Origin of the sequence: Deinococcus betulae, from assembly GCF_020166395.1 — a bacterium.
Taxonomy (GTDB): domain Bacteria; phylum Deinococcota; class Deinococci; order Deinococcales; family Deinococcaceae; genus Deinococcus; species Deinococcus betulae.
Map to the genome: position 1 here is coordinate 87,893 of NZ_JAIQXU010000006.1, position 14,284 is coordinate 102,176.

Annotated in this window: 16 protein-coding genes; 1 reads left to right on the forward strand and 15 read right to left on the reverse strand. The window is 68.2% G+C overall.

The window, feature by feature from the left end; translation table 11 throughout:
- Positions 1–39: 39 nt before the first annotated feature.
- The 14 genes from K7W42_RS06630 to K7W42_RS06695 form a co-directional block, all read right to left on the reverse strand.
- Complete coding sequence (locus K7W42_RS06630; RefSeq protein ID WP_224573290.1) at positions 40–366, reverse strand: V-type ATP synthase subunit F; 327 nt, start codon at positions 364–366, stop codon at positions 40–42.
- Positions 359–1,339: a V-type ATPase subunit gene (locus K7W42_RS06635; protein WP_224573291.1), complete on the reverse strand. Its 981-nt coding sequence runs from the start codon at positions 1,337–1,339 to the stop codon at positions 359–361. The genes K7W42_RS06630 and K7W42_RS06635 overlap by 8 nt, the downstream gene beginning before the upstream one ends.
- A 12-nt stretch (positions 1,340–1,351) precedes the next feature.
- Positions 1,352–1,924: a V-type ATP synthase subunit E gene (locus tag K7W42_RS06640; protein ID WP_157460514.1), complete on the reverse strand. Its 573-nt coding sequence runs from the start codon at positions 1,922–1,924 to the stop codon at positions 1,352–1,354.
- 7 nt (positions 1,925–1,931) lie between these two features.
- Positions 1,932–2,252 carry an ATP synthase subunit C-like protein gene (locus K7W42_RS06645; protein ID WP_224573293.1) on the reverse strand — a complete coding sequence of 107 codons (321 nt, stop codon included), beginning with the start codon at positions 2,250–2,252 and terminating at the stop codon, positions 1,932–1,934.
- A gap of 16 nt (positions 2,253–2,268) precedes the next feature.
- Positions 2,269–4,314, reverse strand: coding sequence for a V-type ATP synthase subunit I (locus K7W42_RS06650; RefSeq protein WP_224573296.1), 2,046 nt, complete (start codon positions 4,312–4,314; stop codon positions 2,269–2,271).
- Positions 4,311–4,628: a V-type ATPase subunit subunit G family protein gene (locus tag K7W42_RS06655; RefSeq protein WP_157460516.1), complete on the reverse strand. Its 318-nt coding sequence runs from the start codon at positions 4,626–4,628 to the stop codon at positions 4,311–4,313. The genes K7W42_RS06650 and K7W42_RS06655 overlap by 4 nt, the downstream gene beginning before the upstream one ends.
- Positions 4,629–5,022: 394 nt before the next feature.
- Positions 5,023–6,327 (reverse strand): ammonium transporter, encoded by a 1,305-nt coding sequence (locus tag K7W42_RS06660; protein WP_224573298.1) that lies wholly within the window; start codon positions 6,325–6,327, stop codon positions 5,023–5,025.
- Between the two features lie 13 nt (positions 6,328–6,340).
- On the reverse strand, positions 6,341–6,712 hold the full coding sequence (locus K7W42_RS06665) for a P-II family nitrogen regulator (protein ID WP_224573300.1): 372 nt from the start codon (positions 6,710–6,712) through the stop codon (positions 6,341–6,343).
- A 238-nt stretch (positions 6,713–6,950) separates the two neighbouring features.
- Positions 6,951–7,511 (reverse strand): DUF4126 domain-containing protein, encoded by a 561-nt coding sequence (locus K7W42_RS06670; RefSeq protein WP_224573302.1) that lies wholly within the window; start codon positions 7,509–7,511, stop codon positions 6,951–6,953.
- A gap of 74 nt (positions 7,512–7,585) precedes the next feature.
- Positions 7,586–8,698, reverse strand: coding sequence for a M42 family metallopeptidase (locus K7W42_RS06675; RefSeq protein ID WP_224573304.1), 1,113 nt, complete (start codon positions 8,696–8,698; stop codon positions 7,586–7,588).
- Positions 8,628–9,323: an aminoacyl-tRNA hydrolase gene (pth, locus tag K7W42_RS06680; protein ID WP_224573306.1), complete on the reverse strand. Its 696-nt coding sequence runs from the start codon at positions 9,321–9,323 to the stop codon at positions 8,628–8,630. The genes K7W42_RS06675 and pth overlap by 71 nt, the downstream gene beginning before the upstream one ends.
- A 1-nt stretch (position 9,324) precedes the next feature.
- Positions 9,325–9,729 carry a cytochrome P450 family protein gene (locus tag K7W42_RS06685; protein ID WP_224573308.1) on the reverse strand — a complete coding sequence of 135 codons (405 nt, stop codon included), beginning with the start codon at positions 9,727–9,729 and terminating at the stop codon, positions 9,325–9,327.
- A 101-nt stretch (positions 9,730–9,830) separates the two neighbouring features.
- Positions 9,831–10,325, reverse strand: a complete 495-nt coding sequence (locus tag K7W42_RS06690) for a DUF427 domain-containing protein (RefSeq protein WP_224573309.1) — start codon at positions 10,323–10,325, stop codon at positions 9,831–9,833.
- Positions 10,326–10,433: 108 nt separating this feature from the next.
- Positions 10,434–10,613 (reverse strand): hypothetical protein, encoded by a 180-nt coding sequence (locus tag K7W42_RS06695; RefSeq protein WP_224573311.1) that lies wholly within the window; start codon positions 10,611–10,613, stop codon positions 10,434–10,436.
- A 226-nt stretch (positions 10,614–10,839) separates the two neighbouring features.
- Here K7W42_RS06695 and K7W42_RS06700 point away from each other — a divergent pair, with 226 nt between their 5' ends.
- Positions 10,840–11,940: an alpha-hydroxy acid oxidase gene (locus K7W42_RS06700; RefSeq protein ID WP_224573313.1), complete on the forward strand. Its 1,101-nt coding sequence runs from the start codon at positions 10,840–10,842 to the stop codon at positions 11,938–11,940.
- Between the two features lie 198 nt (positions 11,941–12,138).
- Here K7W42_RS06700 and K7W42_RS06705 read toward each other — a convergent pair whose 3' ends face one another.
- Positions 12,139–14,256, reverse strand: coding sequence for a putative bifunctional diguanylate cyclase/phosphodiesterase (locus K7W42_RS06705; RefSeq protein ID WP_224573314.1), 2,118 nt, complete (start codon positions 14,254–14,256; stop codon positions 12,139–12,141).
- Positions 14,257–14,284: the final 28 nt, after the last annotated feature.

The following is a 14,284-nucleotide window of genomic DNA, read 5'->3' on the forward strand; positions in this document are numbered from 1 at the left end:
CGTCCTTAGACCCTTTGACCGTCTAGCGCTTTGACATCTTTACAGTTTGATATCGAACCCAATCGTGTCGCGCACCAGTTTGCCCATGTAGGCCTTGGCGTCCACCGTATCGGGGTTAAAAGCGTCTTTCAGGCTGGGAATCGGCAGCAGGATCGGCAGGTCACGGCCACGCATCACGCGGGCCGTGGCGGTGGCCGGGTCCGGAATCAGGCCGGTGTCCACGGCCACCAGGCCGTAGTCCCCTTCCGTGATCAGGCGTTCCAGTTCGCGCTGGGCGGCCTCGGGGGTGGTGTCTACCACCTCGGCGCCGGCCAGGCGGAAGCCCGTGGCGGTTTCGTGGTCGGTCAGAACGACGACTTTACGCACCTTCCAGCTCCTTTGCCAGCTCGTCCTTGCTCAGGCCGTAGTACTTGGCGCGGCCGATCAGGCGCATGCGGGCAATCTCCTGCTCCTTGCGGCGCAGGTAGTCCAGCGCCACGCCGGGGCCCAGCGCGTCAGCCATCGCCACGTTGCGGCTGGCTTCGTCCAGCAGACGCCGGGCAATGGCTTCGGCTGTCCCCAGGTCCACGGCCTCGGTCACAGCCTGCAGATCCTGGGCCGACACGCTGTTGTCCCCACCGGCAATACGCAGGAAGTCGCTCTCGGTGACGTCCCGCCCGCCCGGAATGAAGTACCGGGCATTCGGGGCGCCGCCGCGCAGCTGGCGCGCGATCAGCAGGTTGCGAATGTCGATCTCGCGGGTAAAGTAGCGCCGCACGTTGGTGCCGCGTACGCCCGCCAGCACCGCGCGGTAATAGCCCTGGTCCAGGGCCACTTCGAGGTCTAGCAGGCTGCTGGCCCCGCCCGCCACAGCGGCGCGCAGAATCTGGCCGATCTTGCCCCCGGCCACCGACAGCGTCTGGGCCAGGCTGGGCACATCCGCGCTCTGGGCCGCGCCTTGCAGCACCGGCCAGGGGATGGTGCCGGCGGGAATCAGACCGGCGACGATGTCGTCGGCCTGGCGGCCCGTCAGCACGCCGCGCACCAGCGTCTTGACGTTTTGCAGGTCGTAGCGCAGCAGCAGGGCTTCGATTTCACGGGCGGGTTGCCCGGTGGCAATCGAGCGCAGGTGCGCCACCGAGCGCAGGTAGTTGCGGCTCAGGGCCTCGTCCAGCTGACCCAGGCCCGCGCCCTGGGCGGTGGCGTCGCCCAGGTCCTCGCGCAGCGGCGTCTCGCTGATCTGCCTCAGGAATTCCTGGTAGTTCACGGTGCTGGCGGCTTCATCCAGCGCCCGCGACTCGACCAGGGCGGTGCGCATCATGCGCACGCGGCCGTTGATATACCCGTAGGGGTTATTCACTGCTTTCCCCCTTTACTGCTCGGCGAGCAGGCGGGACACCTGGGCGCTCAGGTCGGCGCGGCCAGCGTTCAGACGACCCAGGAGGGTGTTCTGCACGCTGGTCTTGCCGCCTTCGCCCACCAGGCGCACGCCCGTCTTGACCTGCTCGTTGACGCGCACGTCCAGCGAGCGGCCCAGCTGGGCCAGGGCCTGATGCACGGCCGCGTGCTCGGCGCTGGCGGCCTCAACCACCTGGGCGCTTGGCAGGGCCTGCAGGCCCTCGTCAATCAGGCGAGCGAGAATCTGCGGATATTCAGCGACGGTCGTGACCTCTTGCAGGGTCTGTTCAGCGGCCTGGAAGGCCTGAACCTGCAGGGTATCGCCCGCCGAGAGGCGCTGGGCGTTGGCATCCAGGTCAGCCGCGCTGCGCGCGCGGGTCAGACCGGCAGCGTAGTCGCTTTGCAGGGCGCGCTGGCGGCTGTCGACCATGGTGCGGGCGCGTTCCTGCGCCTGGGCTACGATCTGGTCCGCACGGGCCTGCCCATCGGCGCGAATGCGCGCGATTTCGCCCTGAATTTCGGTTTCGAGAATGTCACCTAGGCTCATGGCGACCTTAACCGCGCAGCAGGAAGAAGCCGACGAAGCCGAAGATCACCAGGGTTTCCGGGATGAAGAACCAGATGGCCATCTGACCGAACTTCTCGGGGCGCTCGGCCACGACGCCAGCGGCGGCGGCGCCGATGGGGCCCTGCGCCAGACCGGTGCCCACGGCGCCCAGGCCCAGGGCCAGACCGGCGCCGATGGCCTTGAGGCCCGCAGCGGTGGCGCCGGCGTCGCCGCCCGCAGCAGCTTCCTGCGCGAAGGCAGAGCCGAACAGGGTCATGGCGGTGAGGGCGGGCAGGTACTTGGCAGCGGCAAAAGCAGTGTTTTTCATGTGATTCCTCCGGAACTTATTTACGGGCAGCGGGGGCGAAAGGCGAGTAGCGGACGCCGGTTTCCTGGTAGAAGCCGGTGGGATTGAGATACTCGACCCAGACCAGACGGATGGGCTGCATGACGTGGCCCAGGATGGTCAGGACGAACAGGAAGGTATGCACCAGGATGCCCAGCACGATGCCAAATAGCGGCCCAATGATCGGCAGCACGCCGCCCAGACCCCAGCCGACATCGGTGGCGAGGTTGGCCAGAATGGCGGCCGCCACACCCACCGCGAACAAACGGGTAAAGGAGATGATGTTGCCGCCGTTGGACAGCAGCTCGATGAGCATCAGCGGCGTCTTGCTGGCAATCAGGCCCACGACGAAGACCACGAAGCCGACCAGCATGACCAGCACGAGGGGATCAGCGAAGTTGCCCAGCGCGCCGAAGTTCTGGCCCGCCTTAGAGATGTAGGCCAGCAGAATCAGCCCCACCAGGCCGCCCAGCATGCCCACCGCTTCCCAGAAGTGGTGCATGTGCTTGTGCTTCCAGGTCAGCTGCGCCTTGAGGCCCCAGCTCCACAGCATGAAAATCACGCCCACGGCGATGCACAGCAGCATGATGGTGTTCGAGAAGTCCGACTGCACACGCGGGAAGATGATGGGAATCAGGCCCTTGAGGTGGCCTTCTTCCTGCAGGTGTTCAATGGTCAGTTCGCTGAACTGCACGCCCCAGACCCGCTGAATCAGGGCCGGATCGTAGAAGAAGACATGCAACTTTTCCAGCACGTTGCCGAAGAATTCGCCGGTGGCCACGCCCCAGGCAATCGCCCAGAGCGACATGGTGCGCAGCACCACGCCCACGCGCTTGAGGGTCGCGGGGTCCAGGGTGATGCCCAGCAGGCCAATCGGCAGGCTCTCGCCGCGGCGCGCCTTGCCCAGGCCCCAGAGGGCCGCCAGCAAGAAGACCAGACCAAAGCCGATGTCCGCGACGATAAAGCCGAAGAACAGGGGGAAGAACCACGCCACGATCCACGAAGGATCGAAGGTGCCGTACTTGGGCGGGTCCGAGATGTTCAGCATGAACTCAAAGTTCTCGGTGTAGCTGCTGTTTTTCAGCTGCACCGGCACCCCGTCGCCGTGGTGGGCGTCCACAGGATGCAGCTCGAAGGTCGCGCTGTTCTTGAAAGGTGCGAGGACGCCCTGCAGGTCGGCCACGCGGTCTGCCGGGACGTAGCCCTGCAGCACGAAGCCGTACTTGCCACGTGCCGTCTGGGCGCGGGCGTCATCGATGCCCACGCGGTCGGCCAGAGCGTCACGGATGGCCGCCAGCAGCGGGCCGTGTTGCTTGGCCAGGGCACCCTTCTCGGCCTGGACCTGCTCCAGCGCCTGGGGCGCGGTGCGGGTAACCTGCTCAAAGGCCGCAGCCACTTCGGACAGCGGCAGGCGCTCGAAGCGGCCCGGCAGGCGCAGTTCGCCCAGGCGGGCCTTGCCCAGCGCCACGCGGGCGCGGTCGCGCTCGGTGCGCAGCACCGCCACCACCACAGCGGTCAGGCGGTCGCTGACGCGCTCCGTCCCCAGGGCAAAGCGCCCTGGAAGCTCGGCTTCCAGGGCGTTCTGAGCCGCCTGCAATTCAGCGGCCGTTTCCACGGTCAGGGGCAGCAGGCTCAGGCGCGCGCTGCGGTCCAGGCCACCCGCCGCGCGGGCCAGGGCAGAGACGACCTCGCCGTAGCTGCGCTGGGTGTCCAGATCGGCGCGCAGCTCGGCTTCGCGCTCACTCAGGGCCGCCGCAGGACCGGCGGCCTGCTCGACCACGGCGCTCCACTCGCTTTCAGCGGGCAGGGCGGCGCGGGTTGCGCGCGAGGCGTCCAGTTCCCCCAGGGTGCTTTCGGCGCGGGCGAGCAGACGCTCGGTGTCACGCCGCTCTTCGGCGGCCTGGCCCGACAGGGGCCCACTCTGAAAACCCTGGGCTTCCAGGGGCACGATATGCAGCACGCCCGCTTGTTGCAGGGCTTGCATGACCGCGCGGCTGTCACTTTGACGGCCGGCGACCACCACCTGCTGCATGGGGTTGATCACGGGAGCACCGCCCTCATGATCGTGTCCACGGCCTGCGCCAGCTTGCCCTCGGCGCGCGCGCGGGTCTGCGCGGCGTCCGACTGCGCCTGGGTGCGGGCCGTGTCACGGATCGACAGCATCTCTGCCGAGAGCTTCTGCTCGTGCTCGGCCTGCATGGCCTTGACCTGAGCTTCTGCATCCCGCAGGATGCCGGCGGCCTGCGCCTCGGCAGCGTCCACGGCCTGCTGCGCCTGGGTGCGCGCCGCTTCGATCTGCGCGTCCAGCGCCGCTTCACGGCTGGCCAGCTCACTTAAGACTCGACTTGAGACGTCCAAAACTCACTCCTCCTTTCCCTTCGTGACTCAAGCACCCCGGTCAAGCGCCCCATGAACGTCATGGGGTGTGGCGGGGGTGCGGTGAGTTTTTCGGTGGCCCGACCCTGGTAACCGTTGTGTCAGACTCGGGGCCCATCGTAACACAGCCCCCCAAGGCCCCCGGTAGGTCAAGCGTCCCTGAACGCCGATCACACGGGGGTCAGGCGTCTGAAACTTAGCAGTGAAAGTGCCCTGTCCTGGGCCTGGCGCCCAGAGGCCCACGCCGCCTGCGGCCCGCCCCTCCCCCTGCAGCACCCAACAGAAGCTGGCCCCCGGGATGCGGTCGGGGGCCAGCGGACGTGGAGGGGCAAAGAGGAAGGGGCCGTGCAGAAGAGCGGCGAGGAAGGAGTGCGGCTCAGTCGCCGCCCACGAACACGGGGGCACCCAGGCCGGTTTCACTGTCCGAGTAGCCCTGCTCGCTGTGGGCGCTGACATCCATGCCGGCAACCTCCTGACTGGCCGGCACGCGCAGCGGGGTCACCAGACCCACCAGTTTGAGTAGCACGAACGAGCCGACCCCGGTGTAGGCCACGGCGGCGCCCACACCCAGCAACTGAATCAGCAGCTGCTCGCCCACGGGCCTACCGGCCCCGGTGGTCCAGGCCAGGGCGCCCGTCAGGACAGCGCCCACGATCCCGGCGACCCCGTGGCAGGCAAAGACGTCCAGCGCGTCGTCGGCGCCCAGGCGGTGCTTGAGCTGCACGGCACCGAAACTGGCGGCGGCGCCCAGCACGCCCACCAGCACGGCGGCGGCGGGGCTGACAAAGGCGCAGGCGGGGGTAATGGCGACAAGGCCCACAACCAGGCCGGTGGCGGCGCCCACGGCGGTGGGTTTGCCGGCGCGCATGCTTTCCAGGCCCAGCCAGGTCAGCATGGCGGCGGCGGGGGCCACAAGGGTCGTGAGAAAGGCCAGGGCGGCCGTCTGATTGGCTGCCAGGGCGCTGCCCGCGTTAAAGCCCATCCAGCCGAACCACAGCAGGCCCGCGCCCAGCAGCACGAACGGCACGTTGTGGGGAATGTGCACGGCCCTGGGGTAGCCCAGGCGGGCGCCCAGCACCGTGGCGGCCACCAGCCCACTGACCCCGGCGGCAATGTGAATAACGGTGCCGCCCGCGAAATCCAGGGCGCCCAGCTTGAACAGCCAGCCGTCACTGCTCCAGACCCAGTGGGCCAGCGGCGAGTAAATCAGCAGGCTCCAGAGGCCCCCAAACAGCAGGAAGGCCCCAAAGCGCATGCGCTCGATCACGGCGCCGCTGATGAGCGCCATGGCAATGATGGCGAACATGGCCTGAAACGCCGCAAAGACGTAGGTGGGAATGGTGCCGGTCAGGCCATTACTCAGGCCCGACAGCCCGGCGTTGACCAGGGTGCCCACCAAGTCGCCGCCGCCGGGCCCAAAAGCGATGGAGTAGCCGGCCAGCAGCCACAGCACGCCCACCAGGCCAATGGACACCACACTCATCATCATGGTGTTCAGCACGCTCTGGGTGCGGCTGAGGCCCCCGTAGAAAAAGGCCAGGCCCGGCGTCATCAAGAGCACCAGCGCCGAGGCCACCAGCATCCAGGCGGTGTCGCCGGTGTTCAGGGTCGGCGCTTCGGTTTGCGCCAGGGCGCTGGCCCCCAGGAGGGGCAGCAGGGCAAGAGCAGTTCTCAGGTTCATGTGGGGCCTCCTGTCAGGCGGGGCTCAGCCGGGTTTCGGTCACGGGGGTCAGGGCGGCGGCGTCGCGCTCGCCGGTGCGGATGCGGTACACCTGCTCCAGCGGCTGAACGAAAATCTTGCCGTCACCGACCTCGCCGGTGCGGGCGCCTTTACAGATGGCCTGGATGGCGGCCTCGACAAATGGCTCGCTGACGGCCATGCGAATTTCGACCTTGTCGCGGAACTCGACCATCACGCGGGTGCCCCGGTAATGCTCGATGACCTCCTGTTCGCCGCCGTGTCCACTGACGCGCGACAGCGTGATGCCGCTGATGCCCGCCTGAAACAGCGCCTCTTTGACCTGCTGGACCCGTTCGGGCCTGATGACCGCCGTGACCATTTTCATGGCGTCTCCTTTTTCGCACTCAATTTGCAGCGCTCGCATCCCTGCATACCGCGAGTGTACGGATAGCCATGCAAAGTGTCAAAATTATTTTATCTATTTGACTAGATTTTTGGGAACATTTTGCAATTTGAGCAGCAGTTACCGCTTCAGGTCAGAGCCGACCGTGCGCCAGACCTCCCCTTTTCCAAACAAGCTGAAAAAAGGAGGCCTGCTGGGGCCTCCTCTTTCACTTGGGGGTTCAGATCGGTCGCGGGCGCCTGCGCATTCGGGTCCAGAAGCGGTAGGCCACGACCACCAACGCCACGAGCAAGATGACGGCCAGCAGCGGCACGAAGACGGCCAGCACGCTCAGCAGCAGACTGGTGCCGTCCTCCAGGCCACTGACCACCGGGTTGGCCAGGCCGCCCGTCGTGGCGGTGGCGACTGGACGCGCCGCTGTGCGCGTGGCATGAACGCCGCCCGCCACCAGCAGTCCCAGCGCCATGCTGAGCGCCGGGGGCACATCGGCCACGCCGGTCTGGGCGGCAAACAGGACAGCGCCCGCCGCCGTGTTCACCACGCCGCCCAGCAGATGCAGCGCGTGGTCCACCCCCGGAATCTTGTCGCCCACGAAGTCCAGGGCGCCAATCACCGCCACCCCCAGCAGCACCCAGGTGTTGCCCAGCAGGTCAAAGGGAGCCGCCAGGTCCATGACCCCAAACCGGGAGAGCAGCCCCACCAGCAGCAGCGGAATATAGGCGTTCAGGCCCGCCGCACCCGACAGGCCCAGCGAGGACAGCAGCCCAGAGAGGAGTTCCATACCTGCTCTATTACGCGCCCGCGCTCCTCCCCGTTGCCCCCACAGGCCTGAAGCGAATCTTGACGCTTGGCCTCCTAGCCCAGGTACGCCAGCAGCAGCGCGCGCCCAGCAGCGAGGTCGTCGGTGTGGACGGCCTCGACCACCGTGTGGATATAGCGCGTGGGGAGGCTGAGGGTCAGGGTAGGCACGCCGCCTCTGCTGCGCTGAATGGCCGCGCCGTCGGTGCCGCCCAGCGCCAGCACTTCAAGCTGAGCGGGAATGCCCTGGGCCTGCGCCAGATCCCAGAACTCATCAACCAATTTCCGGTGGGAAATCATGGTGGAGTCAAACACCTTGATGCCGATGCCTTCGCCCAGCCGGGTCACCGCCTCGTCGGGGGCCACGCCAGGGGTGTCCACCGCCAGGGTGACGTCCAGGCCAATGCCCACCGTGGGCTGCACGCCATACGCCGCCGTGATGGCGCCGCGCAGGCCCACCTCTTCCTGGGTGCTGAACACCGCGATCACCTCGTGCCGGGGAGGGGCGCCTTTCAGGGCGCGCAGGGTTTCGAGCAGCAGAAAGACGCTGGCGCGGTCGTCCATCGCCTTGCCGCAGACCAGGCGCCCCACGCGGCGGGCGGTCTGGTCGAGGGTCACCATGTCGCCCACCCGCACCTGGGCGCGGACCTCATCGGCGCTGAGGCCGAGGTCAATGAAGAACTCCTTGACCTCGGGAATCTTTTTGCGTTCCTCAGGGCTGGCGATATGCACCGGCTTGCCGCCCGGCGTCAGCAGGCCGGGCAGCGCGCCGCCCCGCGCATGGACGGTGACGTTCCGGGCAAAGAGGTTACGGGTGTCAAAGCCGCCCAGGGCCTGCACGCGCAAGAAGCCCTGATCGTCAATAAACCGCACCAGAAACCCGATCTCGTCCATGTGGGCCGAGACCATGACGCGCTCGGGCACCTGGCCTTCTGCGGCGGGCCGGGCGGCGCGGCGGGCGATGACGTTGCCCAGGGCGTCGACCCGCACCTCGTCGGCCAGGCCGTCCAGTTCGCGCAGCACAAAGTCGCGCACCGCGTCCTCCTGACCGGGAACGCCGGGCAAGTCAGACAGCGTCATCAGCACGTCCAGGCGCAGTTCAGGCAGAGGCTGGGCCGGGGTCTGTTCCGGCTGGGCGGTCTTGTTCGCCTTCTTTTTCGGTTGTGGCACGGGGCTCAGTATGCGCCGGGCTGGGCGCAGGCGCGGGAGGTTTCGGGCGCAGGTCGGTGCTGTTGTAAGCCTGCTGGGCCTCGGCCAGTCCAGATGCAGCCCAGGTTTCGGCGGCGTTGGCCCCCAGGCGCACCAGCTCTGCCAGGGGGGCGGCTTCGTCCTCTCGCCACTTGCTCAGCACCCAGTCGCTGACAGCCCAGCCGGCAGGCGGGCGCGAAATCCCGATTTTCAGCCGGGCAAAGTCCTCGTGGCCCAGCAGCCGGATGATGTCGCGCAGGCCGTTTTGCCCCCCGTGCCGCCCGCCCAGCCGCACCTTCAGGAGCCCAAAGGGGCTGTCGAGGTCGTCTTGCAGCACCAGCAGGTCGGGGCCCTCCAGTTTGTAAAACGACATCAGCGGCACCACGGCCTTCCCCGCCGCGTTCATAAAGGTCTGCGGCTTGACCAGCAGCACCTTGACGCCGGGCGCTGGCCCCAGGCGAAGCTCGGCGACCTCGGCGTCCTTGCCTTCTTTGCGCCAGGCGGTTCCGGTGCGGCGGACCAGTTCGTCAGCCACCAGCCAGCCCACGTTGTGCCGGGTCTGGGCGTACCCGCTGCCCGGATTGCCCAGCGCGGCCATCAGCTTCAAGTTAAGCCTCCAGGCCGCTGAGCAGTTCCCGCCACTTCGCCTCGGTTTCGCGCACGCGGGCGTCGCCTTTGGCGCGGCCATAACCGGCGCGGAACTCGGCAAAGCGGGTGTCGGTGTCGGCAAACAGCAGGCCCAGCGCCTGACGCACGTCACTGAGGTTGCGCTCGGTCAGCGGCGTGTCCTTGGCGTCCAGCACCTCGTCCAGCGTGGCCATCAGGCCCGACAGGGGGCGCAGCCACTGAAACTGTGGGTGGTTCATCACCAGCGAATACAGCTCGAAGGGACCGCCCACAGGGCCGTGCATGAATTCGTATTCCCCTTTGGCAAAGTCCAGCAGCGCCGAGTGAAAGTGCCGCAGCGCCGGAGCCAGGGCCGTCAGTTTTGTGCGGAGAGTAGCGTCGGTCATGGGGCCAGGGTAGCAAGGCGGGCGATTTCGGTTGAGCCACTCGGAAGAACCGGTTCAGTTCCCAGGTGGAAAGGCCCCTGCGCCTCCCCCACTGGCCGCCTCTACCAGCCCCATGTTCCCGGCTCCCCTTTGAACGGCCCCACCACGTCCGGCGTGATCCAGCCGCCGTAAAAGCCGCCCGGCTGCGGCAAGGCAGGCACGCCATCCACCCGGCATTCGTCCATGCGCCCGGCATACACCGCCACGGCGCCGGCCAGCGCGGCAAAAACGAGCGTAGGCCGCTCGTAACTCCAGCCCGCCGCAACCTCGGTGCGGCTCCCGGCGCTCAGCGTCCAGTACGAGGCTTCGCCCTTCCACTCGCAGACGCTGCGGCCCGGCGCGGGTGACAGCAGGCCGGCCACAAAGGCCGCGCGGGGCAGGTAGTAGGTGGGCGGATGGCTGGTTTCCAGCACGCGAAAGCCGGCGGTGGTGTCGGCCACCAGCACGCCGCCCAGCCAGACCTGCAAGCGGCGGGGCGTGCTTTCCAGACGGGGCGGGCGCGGGTAGGCCCAGACACTTTCCTGGCCTGGGCCAGGCGGGATGGGGCGAGGCGGCATACGGGGAGAGTGGCGCGAAGTAGGGAGGAATGCCGTCAGAGAGCTTACGAAGAGGGCGTGGCGGCGAAGGCAGTGGCGGCTGTCTCCCGTGCCCAGCCGGCCCTGAGGTCAGTCGGTGCGGGCTTTCAGGCCCTCATGCGCTCGCTGCTGGCCCTCAAAAAACAGGGCGCCCGTGAGGGGCTCAACCGACCGCCCCTTTCGGTCCAGCTCGGAACGCACCCTGGAAAACTGCACCAGCAACCAGATGGGCATGCCGATCAGGACAGCTAGAATCAGGACAGTGGACATGCACTAGATTACCAGGCTGGCTGATGCCCCGCCCCCACAGAGGGCCGGCACCACGCGCCTTCTCAAGGCTGTCGCAATTGATGCAGGCTGCTGTTGTCTCGGCTCAGCGCCTGAACGCTTGGCTGTGACGAGACCGTTGGCCTGCATGAAATACAGGGGGCGCTGACCCACCAACCCTGCCGGGGAAAACCACGGCGAAACCCAGAGTCCCGCGCTACGCTGCCCCATGCCTCTGCCCGACGCGCCGCTGACCCTGGACACCGCCATCAATCTGGCCGACATCGAAGCGTTGGGCCGCGCCCAGCTGGACCGCAACGCGCTGGAATACTACGAGAGCGGCGCCAACGACGCACTGACCCTGCGCGAGAACCGCGCCGCCTACCACCGGCTGCGGCTGCGCCCGCGCGTGCTGGTGGACGTGTCTCAGATTGACACCCGCACCGAGGTGCTGGGCCTGCCGCTGCAAAGCCCCATCGGCATTGCGCCCAGCGCCTTTCACGGCCTGGCGCACCCAGACGCCGAACTGGCCACCGCCCGCGCTGCGGCGGCGGCTGGCAGCGTCATGACCCTCAGCACCTTTTCCAACACGTCCATTGAAGAGGTGGGCGCGGCGGCGGCCGGACGGCTGTGGTTTCAGCTGTACCTGTGCGCTGACCGCCAGCTCAGCCGCGACGTGATTGCGCGGGCCGAGGCGGCGGGCGCCCGCGCCCTGGTGTTTACCGTGGACGCTCCCTACCTGGGCCGGCGCGAGGCGAACGAACGTCACCGCTTTGCCCTGCCGCCTCACCTACACGCGCCCAACGTGGGCACCCGCGAAACGCTGGCACAGGTAGAAACCGACACAGGCTCTCAGCTGGCCAACTATTTTCAGAATCTGGTGGACAAGACCTTTACCTGGGACGACCTGGCCTGGCTGCGTGCCCAGACCCGCCTGCCGATGGTGCTGAAAGGCATTCTGACGGCCGAGGACGCCGCGCTGGCGGCTGAGCACGGCTGCCACGTCTGGGTCAGCAACCACGGGGGGCGGCAGCTGGACAGCGCGGTCAGCAGCCTGGAGGCCCTGCCGGAAGTGGTGGACGCCGTGGCGGGCCGCACCGAGGTTTACTTGGACGGCGGCGTCACGCGCGGCACCGATGTCCTGAAGGCGGTGGCGCTCGGCGCCCGCGCGGTGTTTCTGGGCCGGGCGGCGCTGTGGGGCCTGGCGGCCGGCGGCGAGGCCGGGGTGGCCCGCACCCTGGCGCTGCTGCACGACGAATTCCGGCTGGCCCTGGCGCTGTGCGGCAAGCCAACTGTGGCCGCGCTGGGGCCAGAGGTGGTGCGGAGGTAAGTGGGCAGTGGGGAGTGGATGAACCGGCGTGCCATCTGGGGGGCCTACCGCCCGGACTGCATCCGAGGAGCAGGCGAACCCTCTCCCCGCAAAGCGCCGCAAGACCGGGCACCTCACGCTGCGTGGCGCGAGGTGCCCCTTCTCACAGCGACTGTGTGGCAAGCTTTTTTCCACTGACCACTTCCCACTCACCACTCTCTATAGCTCTGTATTCATCGATTGCACCAGGGCATTCAGGGCTTCAGGCGGCGCGGGGCGGCCCGTCAGGTACCCCTGCACCACCTCGCAGCCCAGGTCACGCAGGGCGGCCAGCTGCGCCCCAGTTTCCACGCCCTCGACCACCACGCGCAGCTGGAGGCCGCGTGCCAGGGCCAGCAGCGCGCCGACGACCCGCTGGTCCAGCGCCGAATCGGCCACGCCGGTAATCAGCGAGCGGTCCAGTTTCAGTTCGTCCACAGGCAGGTGCAGCAGCGTGGACACCGAGGACTGCCCCATCCCGAAGTCGTCCAGCGACAGGTGAACCCCCAGCGCCCGCAACTGCGAGAGGCGCCGCGCCGCCAGATGCAGGTCGCGCACCGCCAGGCGCTCGGTAAGTTCCAGTTTCAGGGCGGGTCCGCTCAGGCCGTGCCGGCGCAGCGTGGCGTACACGCCAGCAATAAAGTCGTCCTGCGAGACTTCCAGCGGCGAGACATTGACCGCCACCGGCACCCGCAGGCCCCAGGCCGCCGCCTGACGGCAGGCCTCGTTCAGCACCCAGGCGCCCAGCGGCTGAATCAGGCCCGAGTCCTCGGCCACCGGAATAAACCGCGCGGGCGACACGGCGCCCAGGAACTGGTCGGTCCAGCGCACCAGCGCCTCTAACCCCACCAGCTGACCGGTGCGGGCGTCCACCTGCGGCTGGTAGTGCAGGTGCAGCCCGCCGGTCTGCGGCGCGTCCAGCGCGCGGCGCAGGTGGCCCTCAATGCTCAGCTGGGTGTGGGCGGCCACGTCCAGGGTGGGCGCAAAGAAACGGACAGCATTTTTGCCCTCGCGCTTGGCCTGGTACATGGCCAGGTCTGCCTGCCGCAGCAGGTCGGCGGGCTGGGCGCTGTCGGGCGGATGCAGCGCGATGCCCACCGAACTGCGGACGGTCACGGCCGAGCCGCCCAGCGTCACCGCCGGTTCCAGCGCCGCCTGAAGCCGCGCCGCCACACGGGCGGCGTCGGCTGGCCCGCCCAAGTCGGGAATGACCGCCACAAACTCGTCGCCGCCCAGCCGGGCCACCGTGTCGGCGGGGCGCACTGCACCCTGAAGGCGGCGGGCCACCTCGCGCAGCAGGTCGTCGCCGGCGTCATGGCCCAGGGTGTCGTTGATGCGCTTGAAACCGTCGAGATCAATAAACAGCGCGGCCACCGCCCGCCCGCTGCGGCCCACGCGGCGCAGTTCCAAGTGCAGACGGTCCAGCAGCAGCGTGCGGTTGGGCAGGCCGGTCAGGGCGTCGTGCTGCGCGGCGTGGGCCATCTGGGCGGCCAGGGCTTCAAGCTGCGCGTGCGCCCGGCGCCGCTCGGAGATGTCGCGGTCCTGTCCCAGCACATGTTCGCGCCCGCCGACCATGACGAGGCTGCTGGCGGTCTCGATGGGAAAGACGTGGCCGTCTTTGTGGCGGTGTTCGCCCTCACCCTGCACGGGATGCTCGGCCCGAATCCAGGCCAGCAGGCGCTCGCCCTCGTCGCGCATCAGGGGCGTGGGGTGCAGCAGGTCAATGGACTGCCCCACCAGTTCGCCGCAGGTGTAGCCGTTCATGGCGCCAAACGCCGCGTTGCAGTCCACGATGCGCCAGGGCACCTGGGGGTCGTGGGGGTCCAGCAGCACCAGGCCGTCGGCCGACTGGTCAAACACCGCCCGGAACCGCGCCTCGGTTTCCTGCCGCGCCTGCTCGGCGGCCCGCTCGGCCGTGATGTCCATGCCGGTGGCCACCACCAGTGAGACCTGGCCGGCCGCGTCCAGCAGCGCCGTATTGGACCACAGGATGTACCGCCGCTGACCACCCGCCGCCCGCCAGTGGTTCTCGTAGCGGCCAGGAAAGTCGCCAGCCGTCAGGGCCGCGAACACAGTCATGACGCCAGGCACCTCTTCGGGGTCCAGCACAAAGGGCCACAGCACCTGACCGCGCACGGCGTCCTCGGTCAGCCCCGTTAACCGCTGACAGGCCGGATTGAAGCGCACCACCCGCCCCTGCGGGTCCAGCACCACGACCAGCGTGTCGGTGACGCCCAGCACCGCCTCGGCCAGCCCCCCGCCGCCAGAGAGAAGTTGTTCCGCGTTGGGCGGCTGCATACCCGAGCAGCTTAACTGGTTTGCCGCG